The sequence below is a fragment of the Olivibacter sp. EAT-5 genome, assembly GCF_044784325.1.
GTDB lineage: Bacteria > Bacteroidota > Bacteroidia > Sphingobacteriales > Sphingobacteriaceae > Olivibacter > Olivibacter oleidegradans.
The window spans coordinates 1,656,946-1,679,748 of sequence record NZ_CP173028.1; the positions used below are offsets into that span (position 1 = coordinate 1,656,946).

A 22,803-nucleotide genomic window follows, 5' to 3' on the forward strand; every position below is an offset into this window, starting at 1 on the left:
AATGCGACGGGCTCATTGGTCTTAAGTTTGGTACGCTATCATCACATTTTTTGTTTAATGGTTAATAATTTGGTTTACTTGTTTGTGCCATAATCTAGCACCACTTACGCTTTTCTCAATACACAATAAGTTTATTTGTCCCGGTTGTTTTATCAATTTTAAACTTCACACCACCCTCCTCTAAAATTGCCAATACTGCGGATAGGCTCTTTTTTCTACTGATTTCACCATAGAAATAAGTATCAGGGACGTCTCCTTTATATACGATTTCGACGTCATACCATCGACTTAGTTGATTCATTGCATCGGTAATTTTCGTCTCATCAAAATAAAAAACTCCTTTTTTCCAAGCGATATAGGGCGCGACATCAACTTTAAGTACAGAAGTCTTTCCGTTATGTACGGTACTCTGCTCCCCTGGCTTTAAAAGGGTAGTCAAAGCACTCGCTGCATTTTCTTTTGAAGAAATAGCTACCACACTAACTGCTCCTTCCACCAAGGTGGTTTTCACCGCTTCTTCCTTGTTATAGGCTGAAATATTAAATTGTGTGCCCAGAACTTTTGTTATCTGGTGTTCATTTTTCACTATAAAAGGTCGGTATTTATCGGGTTGGATTTCAAAATAGGCTTCCCCCTTTAACTCTACCGTTCTATTTTCTTGGGTAAAATCTGTCGGATATTTTAAGGTACTGGCCGCATTGAGCCAAACATACGATCGGTCGGGTAACACAATCTTATATTGTCCCCCCTTAGGTGTTTCTATCGTATTATAAACTATTTCTGCCTTTTTATCCCCTCGTCTTCCTTGCTTAACAGGATCCGCTACCACTTCATAAATGAGTTGGCCATCAGCTGTTTTTGTGATCTTCATACCGTTCTCTTCTGCTATCGCACCATCTGTGCCCGCATCCAAGTTAATTTTACGCCCGTCTGCGAGCGTTAATATGGCTTTATTCCTCCCTGGATTAATATCATTTTTGTTGGTCAACAAACTTTGTTTAAAGCCTACCGATTCACTTACATACACAAAAGTGCCAATGCTAAACATTAAAAGAAGGATAGCAGCAACCGCAATCCAAGAAATAAAACGGCGTTTTGGATACCGCTTTTCTGTATGCCCGGCACCCATATGAGATACTAATTGGTTCAAGAGCCTATTCTTGATCACCTCTTCCGCATCATAGTTCGCCGATATTTCTGCTAATTTATCATTATGGCTGTTATACCACGCTTCAAAGTCTGCCTTTTCTGAATCTGTCAATAGTCCTCTTTCCCATTTATAGGCCAATTCTTTAATATATGCGTTGGTAAATTTTGCCGCCATTATATACCGTCTTTATTTTATAGTATCAATTCTGGTCTACCAACCTTAGTCTAAAGAGAACTTTTTTTATTCTTGCCCGAAAGCAGCAAGATAGCTTTATAAAAGTTGGTGTAGAGACGTAATAACAACGCTTATTAAAAAGGTTGGATATTGTTTTCCCAGATCGCTCCGAAGGGTTTTGGTAGCTTTTGTTAGATGTGCCTGTACTGTTTTCTCTGAAAGGTTTAGTTTTTCTGCTATTTCTTTGTAGCTCATGCCTTGCTCGCTGCTCATTCGATATATCAACCGGCATTTTTCAGGTAGTTGTTTAACCGCTGTTTCCAAAGTCTCCATTAGTTCCTTTTCAAGGATATACTCATCTACGGAAGACACATCGTAGCCGTATAATTCATATGCTTTCAACTCCACCGTATTTTGTAAGCCTTTTTGGTACTCTTTCGCCAGTATGCGTATAGCTCTATATTTTACTGCTACGGCCAAATAGGTGGCAAGTGTATGTTTTAAGCTGAGATTGTTCCGGCGCTCCCAAACAGATATTAAAACATCCAATACGCACTCTTCTGCTTGCTCCGGAACGGCTAAGCGATTCAATGCAACGCTAAATAGCTTTTTCCAGTAACGCTCAAAGATTTCGCGCATAGCGGCCTGATCGTCTTGCCTTAACAACTCGATCAATTCAGCGTCAGACATTTGCGTATGCATGATCATTATGTTTTAGATTGATACCACAAAAGTTTATGATATTTAAACGGGTCACTCACGGTATAATTGGTTTTATGCTTCGTTAATACTTATGCCGAAAATAGAAATTTTTTCCGTCTCTATCTAATTCTTGAACCTCTCCTTTATACTTGCCTGCTAGTTATTCACAACTTAATAGCATATTGCGGCAGAGGAGATCTAGATAGGGGAAGGGGAAGTCAATGGAATTTAATCTAGGAGACTCTCTTTTATAAGAAGGCAAGGTCTGTAGAGCCATCTATGGCCCTTTAACGGTTCCGTATTAATGAAAATAATTTTCTGTGAGTACGCTTATCGTTATTTTATGCAGTAACTAGCTCTTTTATACGTTATCTTTGATAATGTTAAAAGAGCTAGATTGTCGAAAACACCGTTTGACATCCAACCGTTAGTTTTGTAACCTGCTTTTTATTAATCATTGGTCCAAAACGACTTAAAATATTCGGCTTAATAAATGAGATCGAAACACGCTGCCCACTTAGTTTATTTACCAAACTATCTAAACTCACATCTTTAATGTTCGCTTTGCTAATAAAGAACATGCCTGTCTTGTCTTCTAATTCGATAATATAGTCACCCATTCGTCCTTTATTTATTTTGGTGACTACCGATTCTATCTGCACTGTTTGTGTCCGCTGATCATCAACCGGTTTCAACAAAACATAGAGGATCGCGATAAAGCTCAATGCAATAAGTGTAGTAATTAAACGCCTCATAATTTGCTATTTAATAGTGATACTATTGGTTCATAGCAAGATACGTTTTTTATATGAATATTTGATCTTTTTCTATTCCTCTTTTTCCTTACGACGATCCGATGTCGATTGATCTTCTGCAACTCCGGCTTTCCAATAGGAATATGCATATAACTCTTCTCGCTGCCATTGTTTATCGGAACGAAGATAATTTCTGATAGCTTTCACCGTTGTATATTCTGCCGCTACATAGGCAAAGCGTCGCTGTTCCGGCAAATTTATATGCTGAATCAATTCGGCCAACAAGCTTCCTTTTTGGGGATGATCGTTATGTAGCCAAATCAATTCTAGGTCTGCTTTACTTGTCAAACTTTGTTCGTCATCCTTATCATGTACTTCTAATATACACGTAGCTTTTGTATTTGGAGGTAGTTGTTCTAAAATTGCCGCTAAAACCGGTATTCCCGTGGCATCCCCAACGAGCACGTAATTATCAGTTAATGGAAAAAGTTCTGTCTTTCCATCCCGCATCAAAACACCAAGCACATCTCCTTCTTTAGCGCTGATGGCCCAGGCAGATGCAGGTCCTTCTTCCCCATGTGCCACAAAGTCTATCCATATTTCCTTTGTTTGTAAGTTTATACCCCGGTGCGTATACGTACGTACAACTGGTCGCACATCTTCTTGAGGATGTATCCATTCGCCCTTTTCATAATCAAAGGTTGGAAAGAAGATCTTTTTAACACCTTTAGGAGGTATCAAAATTTTATTATTGACACCTATTGTTGTATTGTCAAATTGCTCAATGTCTTCGCCTGTTAAAAAAACCCGAAGATAGTGTGGTGTAATCCATTGCTTTCTCTTTACACGCAGTTCAGTCTGAATTGTCTTTGCTTTCATTTCTTCTCTCTCCTCATGTACTTAGTCTATCCGTGCATTCGTCAGATAACTTGCACAAGACAACCTATTAAGAATAAATCTATGTTTTTCACAAAAGTATTTTTTCTAAGAACTAAATAGTAACGTTATACGGAGAAAAAACAACCCACTCGGGAATATATATACTTATTGACATAAACGAGACTTTTCTCCACTACGAGATACGATAACGAATACAAGCCTATAAGGAAAAAATTCACTAAGTTTAACGAAATTTAGATTAGTTATCCCTTTATACGCTAACAAACAACTGTAATAATGCAGATAAAAGCACACAAAGTACAAAATAAAGAAATCGCTGAGATCGTCTCGGATGAAATTATTTTGAAAACCAAAGATGACGCACTCGATTTAATGGGGAGTTTATACTATCAGGGATTTGAAAAAATTATACTTCATGAGAAAGATATAAGTCCTTCCTTCTTCGATCTAAAGAGTGGTTTTGCCGGAGAGGTTCTACAAAAGTTTTCCAATTATCGTATGCAACTTGCCATTGTGGGAGATTTTGAAAAATATACCAGTAAAGCGCTAAGAGACTTTATATATGAGTGTAATAAGGGAAAATTAGTCAATTTTGTTAGCTCTGTCTCTTTCGCCATCGATTAACATCCCCATCAATATCAGCTTTCTTCATTGGTTTCGAATCAAGGCCCTCGTTTGCTTGATCTCCATTCCATTGTATCCCTACGGAAGTAAGGTTGAACGGAAATGAATGATTTTGAATCGATTTTGATTCTTTAAATGGTTTATCGTATTCGTTATTTGCGGAAAACCATTATATCTAATCAAAAGTCATGAAGAAAACATCGCGCTTTATCTTATCAATTATTTATGTTTTTCTTGCTACTTCTTTGCCGGCACAACAAAAATCTAATGGGTTGAAAGTAAAGGATGGCATTATTACCGTTCCACTGGAAAAGTCTTATTGGCAAAACGATTCAAACCGGGTATCCTACAAAAAAACACAAGATGTGCAAACAATGCATATCCATCCGAAAGCAGGGTTGACTCGCCTAAAGGACTTTGAATTTGCTACCGGGACAATTGAATTTGACTGGCAGCCAATAGATACCATGTTCTCGTCTTTTTACTTCAGATTTCAGAGCAACGAAGCATCTGAATGTGTGTACCTTCGCACACCAAGAGCAGGTAATCCGTTGGCAATGGATGCCCTGCAATATGCTCCTTTTCTAAAAGGTGTCAATCTATGGGATATGTTGGCACATTACCAAGCACCTGCTAATTTCTCGAAAAGAAAGTGGAATCACATTAAATTGGTTATTTCGGAAAAGCAGATGCAAATATACCTGAATGATCAAACCAAACCGGTCCTTTGGGTCCCTCAACTGGAAGGAGATGTTTCGCGTGGAACGCTGGCGTTTGACGGAGAATCGATTATTGCTAACTTAAAGGTTAAACCCGGTTCGATTGAAGGACTTGCAAATACACCAGGGATCGATCCAACTGCTAATGATCCGCGTTATATTCGCCATTGGCAACTTATTGAACCGATCGATTTTCCATATGGCCGGGAACCAAAGAGTGATGATTTTCCAAAATCGGACAACAAGTGGATATCAATTAACACTGAACGTCGAGGACTCGTAAACTTAACAAGGCTTTATGGCGTAAATCCCAACAGGCGCCTCATTTGGTTAAAAACGAAAATTACGTCGGACAACGATCAACAGAAATGGATGGATTTCGGATTCAGTGATGAAGTATGGGTACTGATCAATGGTCGTTATATTTATGTAGACAAGAATTATTACGCTCACCCCATTATGAAAGCTCCTTTTGGCAGATGTTCGATAGAAAACAGTGCTATTAATTTACCTTTACAAAAAGGAGATAACGAAATACTTATTGGGGTAGCCAATAGTTTTTATGGCTGGGGTATCATCGCTCGCCTTCGCGATTTAAATGGAATCACTTCTTTAGGAGAAAATACGTTATAAATAACCTAAGTCAATTTGCGATCGGTTTGCTTTCGTATCGATCGCAAATTGTGAAAATGATATGTAATGTTATCCGGTAAAATCTTTTACATTAGCATACAACATATCGATTTCTTACATGGTTATAGCTCCGATGGATTCTGTTGATTTAGCACCGGTAACATCTTTACAACAAGATGGTTGGTCTGATATACGAGTCGCCTTTTCTCGTTATATAGAGGAACCTTTTTCATATCCGATAAAGGTTGACATGGACAACCAATTGGCGGGTGTTGGCGCTACTATTATTCATGGTGACGTCGCCTGGCTGGGTCATATTATTGTGAGCCCTGAATACCGAGGTAAAGGTTTGGGTAAACTGATTACCGAAACATTAGTCAATATTGCCAAAGAATATAATTGCCAAACCATTTATTTGTTGGCCACAGCGCTTGGTGCACCGGTATATGAAAAAGTTGGTTTTGTAACGGAAACGGAATACATGATTTTTACCGATATTAATTTTCCACAGGAAACGCTTGAAACGAGCCATATTCAACCTTATAAAGAAGATTTCAGGCAGGGAATTTCGAAACTTGATCAAGAAACATCTGCCGAAAACCGCTTATTTTATTTAGAAAAATTTCTCAAAGATGCGCTTGTTTACTTAGAGGAAAATGAAATTGAAGGATACTATATACCAACTTTAGAAAACGGACCTATTATAGCCAAAACCGAAAGGGCTGGATTAGCACTTACCAAATTACATTTAAGAAACCATCATCAATTAATCTTTCCAAAAGAAAATAGGTGTTTACTCCATTTTTTATCCACCTACGGATATGTGGCAAATTCTTCCTGTAAAAGAATGCGTTTTGGAGAACTAAAACCAACGAAAATGGCGTTTATCTATAATCGCATTGCGGGGTACCTGGGTTAAACCATTTTCCTTTCCCTCTCCCTCTCTTGTCCAAAGCGCCTTGTTAAAAACTGTTAATTAATTGTAAATCAGCTGATAAATTCTTTATATCGCAATAAAGAACGACTATGCGTTTTACATTTACGATCATTTTTGTTTTTTGCTTCACCGTTCTATATGCCCGGAACAATCCTACGATAATATTAGACAGTGTCGAAAAATCGGTAAATATAGATAGCACCAAGTCCAATAGAATAATTCTATTGGATGAAATCAATATTACGGCTAAGAAAGACCATTCAATGGATTCTATATATTTTCGAAAACAATATGCATCCGTTTTCAATGCCAACAAGCCTTCTTGGAAAGATCTATTCTCATCCAAAAACTACTTCGATAATACGCCATTACCCTACAACAGAGCAGCCAGCAGTACAGCGTCTATTGTCAGTATAAATTTGCTTTCATTAGTGAATCTTGTCGGAAAGAACAAAAGCCCTATAACCAAGCTTCAAAAGATTCTCTTACAAGAAGAGCGAGAAAAATACTTAGATCACGTTTTTTCGTCGGAAAAAGTGCAAAAAATAACAGGACTTCAGGGCGATTCACTTTTTCTTTTCATTCAACGTTATCGACCTAATAAAGAAGAATTAACTAAAATGTCTGAATATGATATACTTACCCACATTAAAGAATCTTTTAAAGATTACCGGGCGCCTCGCAAATAATAAAAAGTTTCATAAGTCTATTCTCTCGTATGTACTAGCCTGCATAGGTTGTCTAACTGCCTGTCAACCAAATAGCGAAAGGAAACCGGAAAGCAAATCCGGTTTTAATTTATATTCAAATGAAGTAAAAGACACGTTTTCCATCTATATTCAAAAGCCTTTGGAATATGAAGAAAAGGCTAAATCAACATATCCATTGGTTGTCGTGACCGATGCCAATTTTTATTTTCCTATGCTGGCTCCTATTGTCCACCAATTTGAACAGACAGGCCTAATGAAACCCATCATTCTAGTTGGAGTTGGTTATGATTCGTTGGAGAAAATGGATTCCCTGCGGGTACGCGATTTCCTATATCCGCATTCCATTGCTTCTGACGAAATGCAAGCTGAAGGAGGAGCCAGGAGATTCCAAGCCTTTCTTGCGAACGAATTATTGCCGGGATTAGCAGATTCTCTAAGACTAAATACTGATAAAGTGCTATTAGGCCATTCCTTTGGTGGTTACTTCTCCTTATTAACTTACTTTGAACAGGTGCGAAGTGGAGCAAGCAATTTTAATAAGTTTGTTTCGGCGAGTCCAACTATTTGGTACAATGATTTCTATTTAAACCGCCTGACGGACAGTTTGAAAAATAACGGAAAGCAGGACAGCACAGCTATCTATTTAAGCGTAGGTGGGTTAGAGGATTCTGTTTGGTATGTAAAACCAGCCGAAGTGATGGCAGAAAAACTAAATTCAGATGCTGTAAAAAACCTCGATTGCACCTCAATAACCTATCGAGAAATGGATCATATGGATGTCGGTCTTTTCTCATTTATACATGCACTTAAAAACTGGTATAAACAGGATTAAATGTTTATTGATAATGTAATCTACAATGAAAAGACATCAATCTTCCTCATCTTCTAAATGGTTATCTTCTTCCCATTGCTTGGTAATTTCTTCAGTTGAAACTTGATTGATATTCTTTAGGGTTTCATATTTTTCCTCAATCAGCTGAATAATTGGTAATACATGTTGAATGTTTTGATCATTTAAGTGGTCAAAGTCGCTATGCTTAAACTCAAACTTTTCTCCTTCTGTAAATATTTCCTCTACTTCGTGAAGCTCACCGCTTACAGCAAGTTGCCGGAGACTTTGATTTAACCCTTTGTAGGCTTCTTCCAAATGATAAATTGCCCGTAATAAATTCTTTCTATATTCCTGGATATAACGCTTACTCATAGGTTATTGATAACGTGTTTTTATTCAAAATAACCGTTATCTAATTTTATGCCAAATCAGTACACAGAAGTTCTATCTCCAAAAACGTGAAAAAAGGATGGCAAATAGGCTGAGTTCCTAGAATGGTATCCGATCATCCAGAGAATATTTCAATTTTTAAAGAATAATACTTATCTTTCCTACTACGGCATTTTAATAGGTAAAAGTATATTTCCTAAGTTTGACTGCAAATGCAACTCTTGCCCTCAGCATCCTTAAAAAGCTTGGTAAAGCATTATCTTTTTCTTGAAGCAAAAGGTAACTATTTACATCATCTTCGTTTGTTTCCCGATGGGAATCCGGGTATTGTTTTGTGCGAAGAAGGAAAGCTATTTATCAACAATCATCCAACTTATCAACATGATCTTCCGGCAAGCTTCCTTTACGGAAAAGTTGAGAAATTTGAAGATCTTATCTGTCACGGTTCCTTAAAACTCACCATAATTGTATTACAACCTTATGTAACCTATCGATTTTTAGACAACTCGCTGGATAAAACTATCCTCGATTTGACTGATATTTTAGGAAACACAGCTTCGGGCTTATTATCAACAATGAAGGCCACTGCCGGTATCTATGAAAAAATTGAAGTGCTTGAGCCTTTTCTCATGAAGTCGTTTTTTGACATACTGTATGCCATCCCGCCGGTTGTACCTGCAACTATTTCACATGTGATTAAAAAAAGAGGCTTATTGAGTGTTGATGAAATGGTAAAATTTTCAGGATATGAAAAACGCCAATTAGAACGGATTTTTAATCACACAACAGGGATGACACCCAAACGTTTTGCCAATTTAATCAAACTACATTTCTTTTTAAGCGATATCAGAAAAACATCAACAAAAACCAAGCTAAGTCAAGTAGCCTATGGGGCCGGTTATTATGATCAGTCTCACCTGATTCGCGAATTTAAGAAGATCACGGGATTGACACCTTCGTCTTATTTTAAAACACGTAATAAACTTGCTGTTAATTTCTTACAACTGTAATGAGATGTCGATTCTGTACAATTTTATTCCGTATAGCAGTACTACCTTTGTAAAAAAGAAACATGAACAATATAACCATTGCTACTGCACAATTTGAGCACAGAAGTGCTGATAAAGAATATAATTTGTCTGTGATAGATCGTTTATCCAAAGAAGCCTCTATGAAAGGTGCAAAGGCCATTACTTTTCACGAGTGTTCAATTACAGGGTATACCTTTGCAAGAAATTTATCTTTAGCGGAAATGCTTGAATTAGCAGAACCGATCCCAGATGGCTATTCCATACAAAAATTAACCGAAATAGCTTCTCGAAATAATATAAGCATATTAGCAGGCTTATTTGAAAAAGACAGTGAAGATAACTTGTTTAAAGCTTATGTATGCGTTGATAAAAATGGCCTCGTTGCTAAGTACAGGAAACTACACCCATTTATCAACCCACATTTAAAACCAGGAAATGAATATTGTATATTCGAGTTGGACGGTTGGAAATGTGGTATATTAATCTGTTATGATAATAATATCATAGAAAACGTGCGGGCAACTCGTTTATTGGGCGCCCAAATTATTTTCATGCCGCACGTAACCATGTGTACGCCCTCACCACGTCCGGGAGCGGGTTTTGTTGATCCCAAGCTATGGAAAAATAGAAAAGAAGATCCAACCAGTTTAAGAATAGAATTCAATGGTATGAAAGGACGTGAATGGCTGATGAAATGGCTTCCTGCCAGAGCCTATGACAACGGTGTATACTGCGTTTTCTCAAACGCCATTGGCATGGATGATGACCAACTTAAAAATGGTTGCTCCATGATCCTAGATCCATTCGGCGATATACTTAATGAATGTCGTACAATGGATGATGAAATGGTTACAGCCGTTTTAACGCCTCAGAAATTACAAGATGCCGGTGGCAACCGTTATATTAAAGCTCGTAGGCCGGAAATATATAGCTCCATCTTAAGTACATCCAACGAAAGTAAGCAAGAAGTATCTTGGTTAACTGAAAAAAATAAGAATTCAAATCTCAAATTTTAATAACGTTAGATTACCGTAGATCCTTAAACAATAAAAGTCCTTGCTTTCGCAAGGGCTTTTATCCTATTCGCTCACGCCTGTATCAGCAAGAAGTAAATAGTAGTGATTACCCCTTCAAAAGCTTTTCCAAATAAGCAATCTTTTCCTTTTCCGCTTCCAACAGCCGTTCGTACAGTTTTTTATTTTCTTCGTACGCTTCAATTAATTTATCAAGAGGATTAAAGGTATAAGCAGGATTAGAACTGTAAGCTCCCGCACCGCTATTATCATTAAAAGTATTAAAATAATTGATCACATTATCCTCGTCAAAATTCTCTATCGCCTCGGGAGTTACGCCTAAAATTTCTGCTACCTGTGTCAACAACTCACTTTCGATAGTATCTTTCTTTTCCATTGCCGAAACTGCCTGCTGGCTCATTCCAAGCTCAATGGCTAAAGCTTCCTGCTTCATTCCACGAAGCTCACGGACACGGCTTATTTTTGGACCAATACGATTCGGTTTTTGTGTTGCACTCATAGCCCAAAGATAACAATTTTAACAAATGTAATAAAGAGGCCTATTCGGTAAATTACAATACATCGCTGGTAAAATACCCTGAACTCTGGTTCGGTACGACGATACTATTAAGGAAATTTGGTGGTATAACACCAACGACTATGATGGAATCAAACGCAATCAGCCTCTGGCAGACGGATTATCCAAGTTCCCTTTATCCCCATGAATATGCCGATCCCATAGGGGCTGTCAAACAGGTCTTTGACCGGTACACGTTAAAGCAAATACAGATAGCACTATGGAACTGGCTCCCTTTTCAAATGACAGATGAAATCACACCAACACCAGAACAACGGCTTTTCCTTTTCCGATTAGGTAACCAATTAGACAGACTGATTGACGCAGCGTGGGTTTTGGTTAACCAGCATAAAGAAATAACCTATCAAGCCGATCCAAATTTGAAGGATCTGATCGCTTCAGATAGCCTTTCTTTTCTTTCATTGGAAGAGGCGAGAAACCCTATCAAAACGATGAGAAAACTTTTCAAAGGATCTAAACTCCATCGATGGAAGACAATTGCTGTATACTATAGACAACTAGCTTTATTGGATCCTTTTTTCTGGATGCACGGTAATTCGATGGATCTTAGGGAATTCGGTGAGTACGTTAATCTAAACACTTTAGCGGAAGTAACCTATCTATTGGTAGGAAACACAGATAATCTTAATGCTGATTACCACTGGTGTTTGGATACATCCGAAATAGCTAGTCCCATTAATTGGGGTATGGGTTATTTCAAAACAAAAGAAATAAAGGACGTTCTAAACAGTCTTGCTTTTCTGTACCACATTAAGAGATGGTCACAGGAATGGCACCCATCCGCTGCATTTCAATTAATGCAGCATTATGGTGATTTATATAAGCTTGTGCATTTAGCCCATTACCTAACTATCAATGTTGACCTCCTTTCACAGGATCACAATTCTGCACGGATAATTGACGCTCTTAAAAAGAAATTCAGGAAAATTTCCATCGGCAAGACAGCACGGTTCCTAACCGACTGTATTTCGCTTTCTTGGACTTTTAGGCACGTATCCGAACGTTTCCAACCGGATGAAAAAGAATTAAAACACGTAGAAAACATCCTGAATCTAACCACAAACTATTTCATATATCACATTAAACCCTAATCATCATGGAAAAATTTACAGGAAAAGAAAGCTTTCTTTCCTCGTATGAAAGCTCTATTTACAATATCCGCAGTTCGCTGAAATTTATAAAAACGACCCATCACTACCGACTTTTCCTTCAAAATCTATATAGAGTGGTCATTAGCCCAGAACGGTGGCCGGAAGAAACGCTGCCCACCCTACAGAATAATTTTGAAGAATTATTATTTGCACTGGATGCCGCATGGTTGGAACATGAACACCAGTTACAGATCGAGGCACGTTATGGTAGCGGAGATGAAGAATTTAAGGTAGACGTTCTGCAACCTTCTTTTTCAGATTATACGATAGATCAATATTACCCACAGTTACAGGAAAGCACATGGCCAGTTGAACGGAACCATCGTTTTAAAGGCGAAATCCAATTTCTGAATCAGGATGAGATTCGCTCGTCAAAAGCATTCCATAGAAAATTCTTTGGACGGAGGAGTCAGGGCGATTGGAAACGTTACCTTACCCTCTGGATGGAGAGCGCACTTGATGATAGAAGCATTATTGAAGCTCACGGATTTTCCCCGGCAGAAATATATGAGGACTATCTTGATCTTGTTAAGTTAATGGAAATCGTTTGGCTGGTAGAAAAACAGGAAAGAGAACTTCTTTACCACGAATTGGTTCCGTGGTTCGATATGAATAATTACCCCTATATGGGTACTATCGAAAGCACTTTTAATCCCTACAGCGATTTATATGGTTTCTTTCATTACACCTCGCTTATGGCATATAAAAGAGACCTTGGCCGATGGATGAAACTTGTATTTGAACGGGAAAAAATATGGGAAGGAACACCAGCGGATCTGATTGACCTGTTTAAAACCCTTGTACACATGACAGACTGTCTTTGGCTAATAAGGCAATTAGGCCCGAATTACCCTAAAAGCTGGAACAACACGAATACAACCTATTCTTTTCAGCATGCCCCAATACCAAAAGAGAATTATCGCTATAAGTTAGAAGCGGAAATAATTAAAAATCCAGAAAATTATCTGCGTGAGTTTTTCGACCTATACGATCTCCAGTTTTGTTTCCATATTCTTTTTGAATCGCTTACGGCAGCTTTGGGACATGAAGAACCTTATCCTTTTGATAAAAAGGAAGTAACAAGCTTTCATGCCAATCTGGTCAAATTGTTGGAAGCGGGATATCTGGTACAGGCAAAGAAATACCCAAACAGGCAACATTGAGAACATGATTAAATTTTATAGCTATGGACACAATTTCAGCAGAAGTCCTTCAGGAGGCAAACCTCATTACCTCACGCTTGGTAGATACCCTGTTGATAGAACAGGTATATCTGAATCATATAGTTGAGCATGGTGCAGCATATTGGGAACTCATTATCCTCATTCCCAATTCAAGCACACAGCATATTACCGAAGCACGACCACTGGTTAGAATGGTAATGACGCTTCATATTCAGTTCAGATACCGCTTATTCTATTTTCACGACGTGAAAGCCGGACTCAAACAGGGCAGCATGGTGTTTTTTTCCATCTGCCAACCTGATATGCTGGTATATATAAATCCCGAAAGTGATATTCCCCTTTTTAATAATAAAACCACCTATCAAAAGGTATTCAACAGGGCAATCATTGAGCAGGGAAAAGAAAGAAACAAAATACGTTCGTTCAGGGAGGGAATGGACTTTTACTTTGAAAAGGGAAACGACCAGCTCTGCGCATTGATGTTACATCAGGTTTTTGAGCTATGTTACCGATTTGCCGAGCTTGCGCTCATAGGAAAAGAAAAGATCTCCCATTCATTGCGTAACCATCACAAATTCCTGATTCCCTATATTCCCGAGCTTAAAACGCTTTTCAACGAGGATGACGAAAAAGAAATGTCCATTCTTTTCATTTTAGATGAAGCCTATCTCACCGTTCGTTATGAAAACAGCTATCAGATTTCAAAAGATGAATTATCCTACCTAATACAGAAATCACTTGACCTGCAACAAATAGTAGACGAAAATTCAAGACTGGCGCAAAAACAGTTCGAAGTGCGTTTCGGAAATTACAAAGAGGAAGAGCAACAATCGGAACCATCAAGTGAACAGGAGGTTGCAACCTCTGAAAAATTTATTTCTAGTCCAACAATTGAACCATTAAAACCCTTATGTATCATGGAAAAGATCATTGAAAAAATAACAAGGGAGGTAGGTACCATTCGCATTTATTGTATGGGAAAAAGCTCACGATTCTTCTCTCACGATAGTTATTACATGGAAACAACAGAAAAAGCTTCCGAGGATCGTTTCTATTTATTGGTAATTACCGAAGACGAACAACCGAACGATATTTACCGGATACAGAGCGATATTAATCAGGATAAAAATGTGGCCGCAAAAGTCGTGTTACTTTTTCACAGCATGGCATCTGTTACCAAAGCACTGGAAAACGGCAATCCTTTCTTTCACCGTATAATTATAACTGGGGAACAGGTGTTTATAAATGAAGGGCTTTACGATATTTGGCAAATACCCAATGAAGTGAAAAAGGCCGAAGTAGACCTTGAAACAAAAAAAATGAACTGGTGGAAACGGAGGCGGAAAATTAATGCATTTATAGAATCGGCCTCAAATTTAGGTTATGATGATAATGAAGATGTGGAGTTATGCATGCTTGCACTTGCGCTTGAGCAGATCTGTCTAGCTTATATCGAAACGCTATTAGATTACAAGCCAAATCTGCAAAGCCTTTCACATCTCTATAACCTTTGCGCCTATATCAGCGTAAAGGCGAATGAATTTTTTCCAAGGATTACGGAAGAGGATAATAGGTTGTTCGGATTGTTGGCACAGGGAATCAACAATTTGAGATTCCGTTCTTCCTTATTTTATCATCCCACGGACATAGCCATTTTAAACAGGAGATGCGAATATTGGTTGGAGTTTGTTACTGAGGAAGTTGAGGGTTATCTTGAAATTTCGGAAATAAGTAAAAATTAATCTAAAACCATACTTTCTACTTATTCCAGATTTTAAATAACCCTCAGCTGCGCCATAGCTCCAATTATCTTCTTGCTAAAGTAATTAGCCCATACAAGTAAAGAATCTTTAATGGTTTTGGTATCTTTAACTGCTTTTTTGGAGCATCGCTTGTATGAAAAAATCTGAAATCCAACAACGTCTGAATAACCTTGCACAAAATATAGAGCGAGACACTTTCATTTACAGCTTTTTATCTTGTTTCGGTTTATCTAGAACGACCATCGCGCGTCTAAAAAAGGGAGACTATAACCTTTCTAAGGTTGAAGGGGAGTTGTTCTATAAAGGCAAGATATTCTTTAAAATCGATCAGTCGGATAAACTTATTAATACAATTGATGAGATAAGTAAGAATGAAGGTGTTTTAAAGCAAAAGCCACGTTTCATCGTCGTAACTGATTTTGTAAATGTACTTGCTACAGATACCAGAAAAAAAACCAATAAAGAGTTTTCCTTACACGATTTGGCTGAGCAAATCGATTTTTTCTTACCTCTATCCGGAGCCGAAATCTATCGAGTTAGTTCAGACAATAAAGCTGATCGGGATGCAGCGTACAAATTGGGTGAGCTTTATGATATATTAGTCGTAGATAACCCCGAATGGTTAGGACAAGGAAGCCACCAGCTCAATTTGTTTTTATCAAGGCTTTTGTTCTGTTATTTTGCAGAAGATACTGGCATTTTTCCGGTAAAAAGTATGTTTACCGAGGCCCTAGCTAATAATACCAACGTAGATGGTGCTGATGTAAATGATTTTCTTTCAACATTATTTAAAAAATTGAATACTGAATCTGGGAAAACAGAATTTCCAGACTACCTTAACAACTTTCCTTACGTAAATGGTGGATTGTTTCGTGACGAAATCGTATGCCCAAAATTTTCTAGAAAGTCCCGACAAATTTTACTGGATTCGGGCGAATTGGACTGGTCAGAGATTAATCCCGATATTTTTGGATCAATGATACAAGCTGTAGCAGATCCGTCGGAGCGTACTAACCTTGGTATGCACTATACATCGGTACAGAATATTCTCAAATTGATCAAACCTCTATTTTTAGATGAATTATATGAAGAATTTGAGAAAAGTAAGGATAACGCTAAAGGTCTGGAAAAACTTCTGTTTCGCATGTCCAAAATTAAGTTCTTTGACCCTGCTTGTGGAAGTGGTAATTTTCTAATTATTACCTACAAAGAATTACGCAATCTGGAAGTGCAGATTATTAAGCAATTGATTGATCTCAATCAGAATCAACGAAAAATATATTTTACTTCGCTATCACTTACGCAATTTTATGGAATAGAGATCAAGGATTTTGCTCATGAAATGGCGATACTTTCGCTTTGGTTGGCTGAACACCAGATGAACCAAGTTTTTGAATCTGAATTATTAGACTATGGTGAATCCAAACCAATACTTCCATTAAAAGAAGCCGGAAGTATTGTTCAAGGGAATGCGGCTCGTGTCAGTTGGGAAGAAGTTTGTCCTAAAAACACTAATGACGAAATCTATATTATTGGTAATCCACCGTATTTGGGATATGCTATACAAAATACTGAACAGAAAAATGATATGGCATACACCTTTTTAGGTGTGAAAGATTATAAAAAATTAGATTATATTTCTTGTTGGTTTTATAAAGGAAGTAGATACATTGATGGGTATAATGCACAATTAGCCTTTGTTTCTACAAATTCCGTTTGTCAAGGAGAACAAGTAGCTTTGCTTTGGCCTAAAGTTCTAAATGAAGGCATAGAAATCGGTTTCGCCCATCACTCCTTCAAATGGACTAATAATGCTAAAGGAAACGCTGGTGTCACGGTAGTTATTATTGGTTTAAGGAATGCTTCCGGATTTCCTAAGTATATTTATAATGCAGGGATTAAGAAAGAGAGTAAAAATATAAATTTCTACCTATTAGATGCACCGAATATAACTATTCAAGAGAGAAGTAAGCCTATATCTGTTTTTCCGGAAATGCGAAAAGGAAGTCAGCCGACCGATGGAGGAAATTTATTATTAGATGTTCGGACGTCAAACGAATTGCTCATGAGTTTTCCAAAATTGGAAAACATTATAATGCCTTTCTATGGTGCGGAAGAATTTATTAACGGTAAAAAACGGTTTTGTCTGTGGATTAAAGAAAACCAATTAAAAGATATTGGTCAAATTCCAGAAATTAAAGAAAGATTATCTGCAATTAGAGAAATGAGAGGAAATAGTACAAAATTGGCTACTAAGAGATTAGCGGCTTATCCATATAGATTTGCAGAAATAAGATATAAATCAACGGATTCTATTATTGTTCCAAGACACTCGTCTGAAAAGCGACAATATATTCCCCTTGGTTTATTAAATGCAAGTAGTATTGTTGGCGATTCCGCCATGACCATTTACGATGCCGAGCCCTGGCTTTTCGGTGTCCTGCATTCCAAAATGCACATGGTCTGGGTGGATGCTGTCGGAGGTAAATTAGAGACAAGATATCGATATTCCGCTAAGCTGTGTTACAATACTTTTCCATTTCCCGATATCAACGAAAGGCAAAAAGAGACTATTACACAATATGTCTTTGACATCTTGGATGAGCGTGCCAAATATAGTGAGAAAACTATGGCATGGATGTACAATCCAGAAACGATGCCTGCCGGATTGAAGGAAGCGCACCATGCCCTAGACTTGGCGATTGAGCGCATCTATCGATTAGCTCCTTTTCATTCAGACGAAGAGCGGTTAGAATATTTGTTTAAGCTATATGATGAGATGAGCAGAAAGAATACATTATTTGCTAAGGAGAAGAAAGTGAGCAAAAAGAAATGAATATGAGACCAACAATCAATATTTATTGTGATGAAAGCTGTCATTTAGAGACCGATGGACAGCCAGTGATGGTCCTTGGGGCAGTATATTGTCCGATTGAAAAGAAAGACGAGATTTTTGAACGATTGTATAGTTTAAAAGTTAAGCACGGACTTATCCCTAAGAACAAAAAGGATGAAAAGGACAATAGAGCTTACTATGAACTGAAGTGGAACAAAGTATCGGAAGGCAAATTGGAATATTTCAAGGATGTCATTAATTATTTCTTTGATGATGATCACTTGCAGTTTCGTGTACTTGTCGTTTCCAATAAATCGGAAATAGCATATGAGACATTTCAACATACCCACGATACCTTTTATTATAAAATGTATTTTGGCATGCTGAAAGCCATCCTTAATCCCGATTTTTCACATCATATTTATATCGATATCAAGGATACCAGAAGTCGGGAAAAAGTCCATAAATTGGAACAGGTGCTCCGAAACGATAAATATGATTACTCAAAAGAGATTATCAAGAAAGTTCAGCAAGTAAGATCGCACGAAGTTGAAATTTTGCAATTGACTGATTTATTGGTTGGCGCAACAGGATATGTCAATAGAGGACTAACAAGCAGTAAGGCGAAGAATGAGCTAGTTAACTTGATTAGACATCGTTCTAAGTATTCGTTGACAAAATCAACTTTATTAAGGGAACGCAAATTCAATATTTTTATTTGGGAACCGCAAAAACCTTATTTTGTTTATGAGCAATAATGAATCATTGGTCTTTCCTGAATTACTTCTTCTTGATGAATTTGGTGGTGATTTTCAAAGTTACATCGATGCTGTATACCGCGTTTTTAAAAATAATTTCATCAGTACGCAACCAACTTATGAAGGTTTAAAGGTTTCCGTCAAAAGGTATCCGGAAGTTGACGGAATGCATAGAACATTTTACCATATCACACACGAAGGGGAAGACGAAGAAAACAGACAGCCCGATGTAAGGAGAATGGAACGTATTCGTTTTCCTAAATTTGTCATTGATAATTGCTTACATAAAGAAATCTTGATCTGGAAAAACAAAAGAGGAAGAGATGAGCGAATTGTCTTATTTAATGATATGGAAGATTATATTGTAATTTTGACGGATAGAGGTGATTATTATATGTTTATCACGGCATACTATATTGAACAGACTCATCGGAAGAAGAAATTATTGGCGGAGTATGAAGCATATATAAAAGCCAAAACCGCTTAGCGGAACTAAACGGTCTCTTATACTCCTTTAACACTTACAACTAATAATAGTTTGGTTACTGAGCTTTTGCAAAGGTACGAATAAATAGCCATAAAGTATATACCTTTTATATTATTTTTATAGATTCTAAATTGTAGTCGTTTTCAAAAGGTATAAACCACAAATTGTGTCGCTGCTAGCGACACAATCACAACAAGAATAAAATTTTAAAGAGATGAGAGTATTATAGAAATGGAGCAGAAAAACATCGAACACCAAAAATACGTAAAACCAATCAATTTGGTAAAAGTAACTTATGCCCAAACAGGGCAAAGCAAATCTACGAATGCTTTAGGTATGCGGGAGATGCAGGCTAAAGCGTTTGAAGCTAGGACTGCCCAATACATTCTATTAAAAGCTCCGCCTGCTTCGGGAAAATCTAGGGCCTTGATGTTCTTAGCTTTGGACAAATTGATAAATCAGGGTTTAAAAAAGGTAGTCGTTGCTGTTCCGGAACGCTCCATAGGAAATTCGTTTGCACCAACTGAATTATCAAAATATGGTTTTTATGCGAATTGGGAACCTAACCAACGTTATAATCTCTGTACTCCGGGCAGTGATAAAAGTAAGGTAAAAGCCTTTCATGAATTCTTAGCATCTAATGAACGTATTTTAATTTGCACCCATTCAACGTTACGCTTTGCTTTTGATGGATTAAAAGAGACAGATTTTAATAACTGCCTTTTAGCGATTGATGAGTTTCACCATGTTTCTGCGGACGGAGAGAACATATTGGGCAATGTGCTTCGTAATATAATGGCAAAATCCAATGCTCATATCATAGCCATGACAGGTTCCTATTTTAGAGGTGATAGCGTACCGGTTTTATTGCCAGAAGACGAAGCTAAGTTCACACCAGTAACTTACAATTATTATGATCAGCTTAATGGTTACGAATATCTTAAATCATTGGGAATAGGATATCATTTTTATAGAGGCCGATATTACAAATATGATCCCGAAAAAGGAACGTCGGCATTGGAGGAAATATTGGATGAGACCCTGAAAACAATCATCCATATACCCAGTGTCAATTCTGCCGAATCCTCTAAAGAAAAACTGGAAGAGGTAAACCATATCATCGATTGCATAGGAAATCTGGAATATCAGGATACAGAAACGGGTGTCCTTTATGTAAAAAGTAAACGATCTGCACGGATATTGAAGATTGCGGATTTGGTTAATGATAACTTAAAAGAACGCGATAAAATTGTGGCGTATTTGCGGGGGGCTAGCTCACCCGATGATATTGATATGATTATCGCATTAGGAATGGCCAAGGAAGGTTTTGACTGGCCTTATTGCCAGCACGCTTTGACCATAGGATATCGTGGATCGCTTACCGAGATTATCCAAATCATTGGGCGTGCCACTCGAGACAGCAGTAATAAGTCACATGCTCAGTTTACCAATCTAATTGCACAGCCTGACGCTGTTGATGATGACGTAAAGCTAGCGGTAAATAATATGCTGAAGGCGATTACAGCCTCTTTACTAATGGAACAGGTGCTCGCACCAAATTTCAAGTTCAAGCCTATGGAAGATGAAGACGACTCAGATGACGATAGAAATACGATCAAAATTCGCGGATTTAAAAAACCAACTTCACAAAGGGCTAAAGATATTATAGAAAGCGACTTGAATGATTTGAAAGCCAAAATTTTGCAAGATGACACCATGTTGAAAGCGATGCCAGGAAACATAGAACCGGAAGTTATCAATACGGTGATTATTCCGAGAATTATCCGTGAAGTATATCCAGATTTGAGTGCGGAAGATGTTGAAGCTGTAAGGCAATATGTTGTCGTAGATTCTGTTATTAAAAATGGTGAGGTAGAAGATCATGGTTCAAAGAAATTTATACGTATGGCAGGTTCATTTGTTAATATAGATGACATTCATGTCGATCTGATAGACACAATTAATCCTTTTCAAAAGGCTTTTGAAATCCTTTCTAAAAATGTGACAAAATCAGTATTAAAATCTATTCAGGATGCTATAAATATTACAAGGATTGAAATGACTGAAGAGGAAGCAGTTGCTTCTTGGGAAGCGATAAAGCGATGGAAATTAAATACTGGAAAAGCCCCTGATATCAATTCCTACGATCCAAAAGAACAACGATTAGCCCAAGCTTTATTATTTTTGCAGGACGCTAAACGTAAACAAGGTAAAAATGGCTAAGACGTTAGACGATATTTTTGATGACGATGATTTTGGATTATTAAACGCCAAAGAACCTCATCATAATTATATGCGTACAGATGAAGACCGTTTGATAGATGCTTTTGAAGAGTTAAATGTTTTTTTTGAAAAATATAACCGAGAACCTGCTAAAACATCAATGTCTGAATATGCTTTGTTTGCCCGTTTGAAAGAATTGCGATCAAATGCAGCAAAAAAAAATGTGCTCAAGCCGTTTGACAGATTTAATTTATTGGGAAAAGAAGAGAGTGTCAAAATTGAATCCATAGAAGATATATTGGCAAACGATAATATGGGGTTATTGGAAACGGAAGGAGATACCTCTATTTTTGATTTTGTTCACGCACCAAAAAGTGGAAGTAGGGCGGATGCGGAGTATATAGCGCAGCGAAAAGCATTGCCCGATAAAGAATTCGAACGCTATGACCTCATGTTTAAAAAGGTGCATAAAGAATTAAAGGAAGGCAAGCGACGTCTACTTCCTTTTTCCGATGCTGAAAGAAACCTGAAGGAGGGCAATTTCTATCTTGTGGATGGCATTCTTGCTTACTTGGAAGTGTCGGATGCCGAAAAGATATTGAAAGAAAATAAATCCGGAGACAGAGTGCGATTGGAAGGAAGGACGGTCACCATATTTGAAAACGGCACGATTAGCAATATGCTATTCAGATCATTAGGAAAAGCTATTCACAAGAATGGAAAAATGATCACCGAGACAGATGAAAATTTACAGAAGCAGTTAATCAATAATGCCAATCTAGCACAAGAGGAATCCTTACAATCTGGCTGGATATACGTTTTACGATCTAAATCAAACAATCCTAACGTTAGTGATTTAAAAAACTTATACAAAGTAGGCTTCTCAAAATTGCCTGTTAGAGAAAGAATTAAAAATGCCAATAAAGAAGCTACGTATCTATTTGCTGATGTAGAAATAGTGGCTAGCTATAATTGTTATGGAGTTGAAGTACAGGCACTAGAAAATCTCTTGCATCGATTTTTTGGTGGTGTTTGTTTGAATATTGATATTTATGATCAGAGCGGTAATAGATTTGTGCCAAGAGAATGGTTTTGTGTTCCCGTAAACATTATCAACGAAGCTATTCAGTTGGTTAAAAATAATACCATATTCAATTTTAAATATGATGAAAGTCAAGAAAAAATTGTGTTGAAATGACTATTACAATATGTTTTATTTTTTTTTCTAATTTT

General features: G+C 37.4%; 21 protein-coding genes. 15 read left to right on the forward strand and 6 right to left on the reverse strand.

Features of this window, described 5'->3' with window-relative positions; genetic code table 11:
- Positions 1 to 115: 115 nt before the first annotated feature.
- The 4 genes from ACH11B_RS06655 to ACH11B_RS06670 all read right to left on the reverse strand — a co-directional run bounded on the left by ACH11B_RS06655 (position 116) and on the right by ACH11B_RS06670 (position 3,660).
- Positions 116 to 1,324, reverse strand: coding sequence for a FecR family protein (locus tag ACH11B_RS06655; RefSeq protein WP_377613114.1), 1,209 nt, complete (start codon positions 1,322 to 1,324; stop codon positions 116 to 118).
- A gap of 96 nt (positions 1,325 to 1,420) precedes the next feature.
- Positions 1,421 to 2,026: an RNA polymerase sigma-70 factor gene (locus ACH11B_RS06660; protein WP_377613115.1), complete on the reverse strand. Its 606-nt coding sequence runs from the start codon at positions 2,024 to 2,026 to the stop codon at positions 1,421 to 1,423.
- Between the two features lie 392 nt (positions 2,027 to 2,418).
- The gene (locus tag ACH11B_RS06665; protein WP_377613116.1) at positions 2,419 to 2,781 is read right to left on the reverse strand and encodes a hypothetical protein; all 363 of its coding nucleotides are present in this window, start codon (positions 2,779 to 2,781) and stop codon (positions 2,419 to 2,421) included.
- A gap of 72 nt (positions 2,782 to 2,853) precedes the next feature.
- Entirely contained in the window at positions 2,854 to 3,660 is an 807-nt protein-coding gene (locus tag ACH11B_RS06670; RefSeq protein ID WP_377613117.1) for a siderophore-interacting protein, read from the reverse strand.
- A 297-nt stretch (positions 3,661 to 3,957) separates the two neighbouring features.
- Between ACH11B_RS06670 and ACH11B_RS06675 the strand changes: the two genes are divergently transcribed.
- The 5 genes from ACH11B_RS06675 (at position 3,958) to ACH11B_RS06695 (ending at position 8,136) form a co-directional block, all read left to right on the forward strand.
- On the forward strand, positions 3,958 to 4,305 hold the full coding sequence (locus tag ACH11B_RS06675) for a DUF4180 domain-containing protein (protein ID WP_013664576.1): 348 nt from the start codon (positions 3,958 to 3,960) through the stop codon (positions 4,303 to 4,305).
- 188 nt (positions 4,306 to 4,493) lie between these two features.
- Complete coding sequence (locus ACH11B_RS06680) at positions 4,494 to 5,657, forward strand: hypothetical protein (RefSeq protein WP_130854647.1); 1,164 nt, start codon at positions 4,494 to 4,496, stop codon at positions 5,655 to 5,657.
- Between the two features lie 118 nt (positions 5,658 to 5,775).
- Positions 5,776 to 6,576: a GNAT family N-acetyltransferase gene (locus ACH11B_RS06685; RefSeq protein ID WP_130854646.1), complete on the forward strand. Its 801-nt coding sequence runs from the start codon at positions 5,776 to 5,778 to the stop codon at positions 6,574 to 6,576.
- A gap of 107 nt (positions 6,577 to 6,683) precedes the next feature.
- The gene (locus tag ACH11B_RS06690) at positions 6,684 to 7,283 is read left to right on the forward strand and encodes a hypothetical protein (protein WP_377613119.1); all 600 of its coding nucleotides are present in this window, start codon (positions 6,684 to 6,686) and stop codon (positions 7,281 to 7,283) included.
- Positions 7,225 to 8,136, forward strand: a complete 912-nt coding sequence (locus ACH11B_RS06695) for an alpha/beta hydrolase (protein WP_377613120.1) — start codon at positions 7,225 to 7,227, stop codon at positions 8,134 to 8,136. The genes ACH11B_RS06690 and ACH11B_RS06695 overlap by 59 nt, the downstream gene beginning before the upstream one ends.
- A gap of 36 nt (positions 8,137 to 8,172) precedes the next feature.
- On the opposite strand, the gene ACH11B_RS06700 is transcribed toward ACH11B_RS06695, so the two are convergent.
- On the reverse strand, positions 8,173 to 8,508 hold the full coding sequence (locus ACH11B_RS06700) for a hypothetical protein (protein WP_013664580.1): 336 nt from the start codon (positions 8,506 to 8,508) through the stop codon (positions 8,173 to 8,175).
- 230 nt (positions 8,509 to 8,738) lie between these two features.
- Between ACH11B_RS06700 and ACH11B_RS06705 the strand changes: the two genes are divergently transcribed.
- Positions 8,739 to 9,536 carry an AraC family transcriptional regulator gene (locus tag ACH11B_RS06705; protein WP_289554201.1) on the forward strand — a complete coding sequence of 266 codons (798 nt, stop codon included), beginning with the start codon at positions 8,739 to 8,741 and terminating at the stop codon, positions 9,534 to 9,536.
- A 62-nt stretch (positions 9,537 to 9,598) separates the two neighbouring features.
- The gene (locus ACH11B_RS06710) at positions 9,599 to 10,573 is read left to right on the forward strand and encodes a nitrilase family protein (RefSeq protein WP_377613121.1); all 975 of its coding nucleotides are present in this window, start codon (positions 9,599 to 9,601) and stop codon (positions 10,571 to 10,573) included.
- Between the two features lie 106 nt (positions 10,574 to 10,679).
- On the opposite strand, the gene ACH11B_RS06715 is transcribed toward ACH11B_RS06710, so the two are convergent.
- Complete coding sequence (locus tag ACH11B_RS06715) at positions 10,680 to 11,090, reverse strand: helix-turn-helix transcriptional regulator (RefSeq protein WP_377613122.1); 411 nt, start codon at positions 11,088 to 11,090, stop codon at positions 10,680 to 10,682.
- 140 nt (positions 11,091 to 11,230) lie between these two features.
- On the opposite strand from ACH11B_RS06715, the gene ACH11B_RS06720 reads away from it, so the two are divergent.
- The 8 genes from ACH11B_RS06720 to ACH11B_RS06755 all read left to right on the forward strand — a co-directional run bounded on the left by ACH11B_RS06720 (position 11,231) and on the right by ACH11B_RS06755 (position 22,768).
- Positions 11,231 to 12,259 (forward strand): hypothetical protein, encoded by a 1,029-nt coding sequence (locus ACH11B_RS06720; protein ID WP_377613123.1) that lies wholly within the window; start codon positions 11,231 to 11,233, stop codon positions 12,257 to 12,259.
- 5 nt (positions 12,260 to 12,264) lie between these two features.
- A complete protein-coding gene (locus ACH11B_RS06725; protein WP_377613124.1) occupies positions 12,265 to 13,482 on the forward strand; it encodes a hypothetical protein in 1,218 nt (405 codons plus the stop codon).
- Between the two features lie 23 nt (positions 13,483 to 13,505).
- Positions 13,506 to 15,245 carry a hypothetical protein gene (locus tag ACH11B_RS06730; RefSeq protein WP_377613125.1) on the forward strand — a complete coding sequence of 580 codons (1,740 nt, stop codon included), beginning with the start codon at positions 13,506 to 13,508 and terminating at the stop codon, positions 15,243 to 15,245.
- A 154-nt stretch (positions 15,246 to 15,399) separates the two neighbouring features.
- Complete coding sequence (locus tag ACH11B_RS06735) at positions 15,400 to 18,102, forward strand: class I SAM-dependent DNA methyltransferase (RefSeq protein WP_377613126.1); 2,703 nt, start codon at positions 15,400 to 15,402, stop codon at positions 18,100 to 18,102.
- A gap of 2 nt (positions 18,103 to 18,104) precedes the next feature.
- Complete coding sequence (locus ACH11B_RS06740) at positions 18,105 to 18,860, forward strand: DUF3800 domain-containing protein (RefSeq protein ID WP_377613127.1); 756 nt, start codon at positions 18,105 to 18,107, stop codon at positions 18,858 to 18,860.
- Positions 18,850 to 19,347, forward strand: coding sequence for a hypothetical protein (locus tag ACH11B_RS06745; RefSeq protein ID WP_377613128.1), 498 nt, complete (start codon positions 18,850 to 18,852; stop codon positions 19,345 to 19,347). The genes ACH11B_RS06740 and ACH11B_RS06745 overlap by 11 nt, the downstream gene beginning before the upstream one ends.
- Positions 19,348 to 19,578: 231 nt before the next feature.
- On the forward strand, positions 19,579 to 21,570 hold the full coding sequence (locus ACH11B_RS06750; protein WP_377613129.1) for a DEAD/DEAH box helicase: 1,992 nt from the start codon (positions 19,579 to 19,581) through the stop codon (positions 21,568 to 21,570).
- Complete coding sequence (locus tag ACH11B_RS06755; RefSeq protein ID WP_377613130.1) at positions 21,563 to 22,768, forward strand: GIY-YIG nuclease family protein; 1,206 nt, start codon at positions 21,563 to 21,565, stop codon at positions 22,766 to 22,768. The genes ACH11B_RS06750 and ACH11B_RS06755 overlap by 8 nt, the downstream gene beginning before the upstream one ends.
- The last annotated feature ends 35 nt before the right edge of the window (positions 22,769 to 22,803 follow it).

Coding starts and splice junctions, on each gene's coding strand:
- ACH11B_RS06730 (WP_377613125.1), top strand. CDS start 13,506: ATGGACACAATTTCAGCAGAAGTCCTTCAGGAGGCAAACCTCATTACC.
- ACH11B_RS06725 (WP_377613124.1), top strand. CDS start 12,265: ATGGAAAAATTTACAGGAAAAGAAAGCTTTCTTTCCTCGTATGAAAGC.
- ACH11B_RS06665 (WP_377613116.1), bottom strand. CDS start 2,781: ATGAGGCGTTTAATTACTACACTTATTGCATTGAGCTTTATCGCGATC.
- ACH11B_RS06655 (WP_377613114.1), bottom strand. CDS start 1,324: ATGGCGGCAAAATTTACCAACGCATATATTAAAGAATTGGCCTATAAA.
- ACH11B_RS06695 (WP_377613120.1), top strand. CDS start 7,225: ATGATATACTTACCCACATTAAAGAATCTTTTAAAGATTACCGGGCGC.
- ACH11B_RS06670 (WP_377613117.1), bottom strand. CDS start 3,660: ATGAAAGCAAAGACAATTCAGACTGAACTGCGTGTAAAGAGAAAGCAA.
- ACH11B_RS06735 (WP_377613126.1), top strand. CDS start 15,400: ATGAAAAAATCTGAAATCCAACAACGTCTGAATAACCTTGCACAAAAT.
- ACH11B_RS06700 (WP_013664580.1), bottom strand. CDS start 8,508: ATGAGTAAGCGTTATATCCAGGAATATAGAAAGAATTTATTACGGGCA.
- ACH11B_RS06750 (WP_377613129.1), top strand. CDS start 19,579: ATGGAGCAGAAAAACATCGAACACCAAAAATACGTAAAACCAATCAAT.
- ACH11B_RS06680 (WP_130854647.1), top strand. CDS start 4,494: ATGAAGAAAACATCGCGCTTTATCTTATCAATTATTTATGTTTTTCTT.
- ACH11B_RS06745 (WP_377613128.1), top strand. CDS start 18,850: ATGAGCAATAATGAATCATTGGTCTTTCCTGAATTACTTCTTCTTGAT.
- ACH11B_RS06720 (WP_377613123.1), top strand. CDS start 11,231: ATGATGGAATCAAACGCAATCAGCCTCTGGCAGACGGATTATCCAAGT.
- ACH11B_RS06755 (WP_377613130.1), top strand. CDS start 21,563: ATGGCTAAGACGTTAGACGATATTTTTGATGACGATGATTTTGGATTA.
- ACH11B_RS06715 (WP_377613122.1), bottom strand. CDS start 11,090: ATGAGTGCAACACAAAAACCGAATCGTATTGGTCCAAAAATAAGCCGT.
- ACH11B_RS06710 (WP_377613121.1), top strand. CDS start 9,599: ATGAACAATATAACCATTGCTACTGCACAATTTGAGCACAGAAGTGCT.
- ACH11B_RS06740 (WP_377613127.1), top strand. CDS start 18,105: ATGAGACCAACAATCAATATTTATTGTGATGAAAGCTGTCATTTAGAG.
- ACH11B_RS06660 (WP_377613115.1), bottom strand. CDS start 2,026: ATGCATACGCAAATGTCTGACGCTGAATTGATCGAGTTGTTAAGGCAA.
- ACH11B_RS06705 (WP_289554201.1), top strand. CDS start 8,739: ATGCAACTCTTGCCCTCAGCATCCTTAAAAAGCTTGGTAAAGCATTAT.
- ACH11B_RS06685 (WP_130854646.1), top strand. CDS start 5,776: ATGGTTATAGCTCCGATGGATTCTGTTGATTTAGCACCGGTAACATCT.
- ACH11B_RS06690 (WP_377613119.1), top strand. CDS start 6,684: ATGCGTTTTACATTTACGATCATTTTTGTTTTTTGCTTCACCGTTCTA.
- ACH11B_RS06675 (WP_013664576.1), top strand. CDS start 3,958: ATGCAGATAAAAGCACACAAAGTACAAAATAAAGAAATCGCTGAGATC.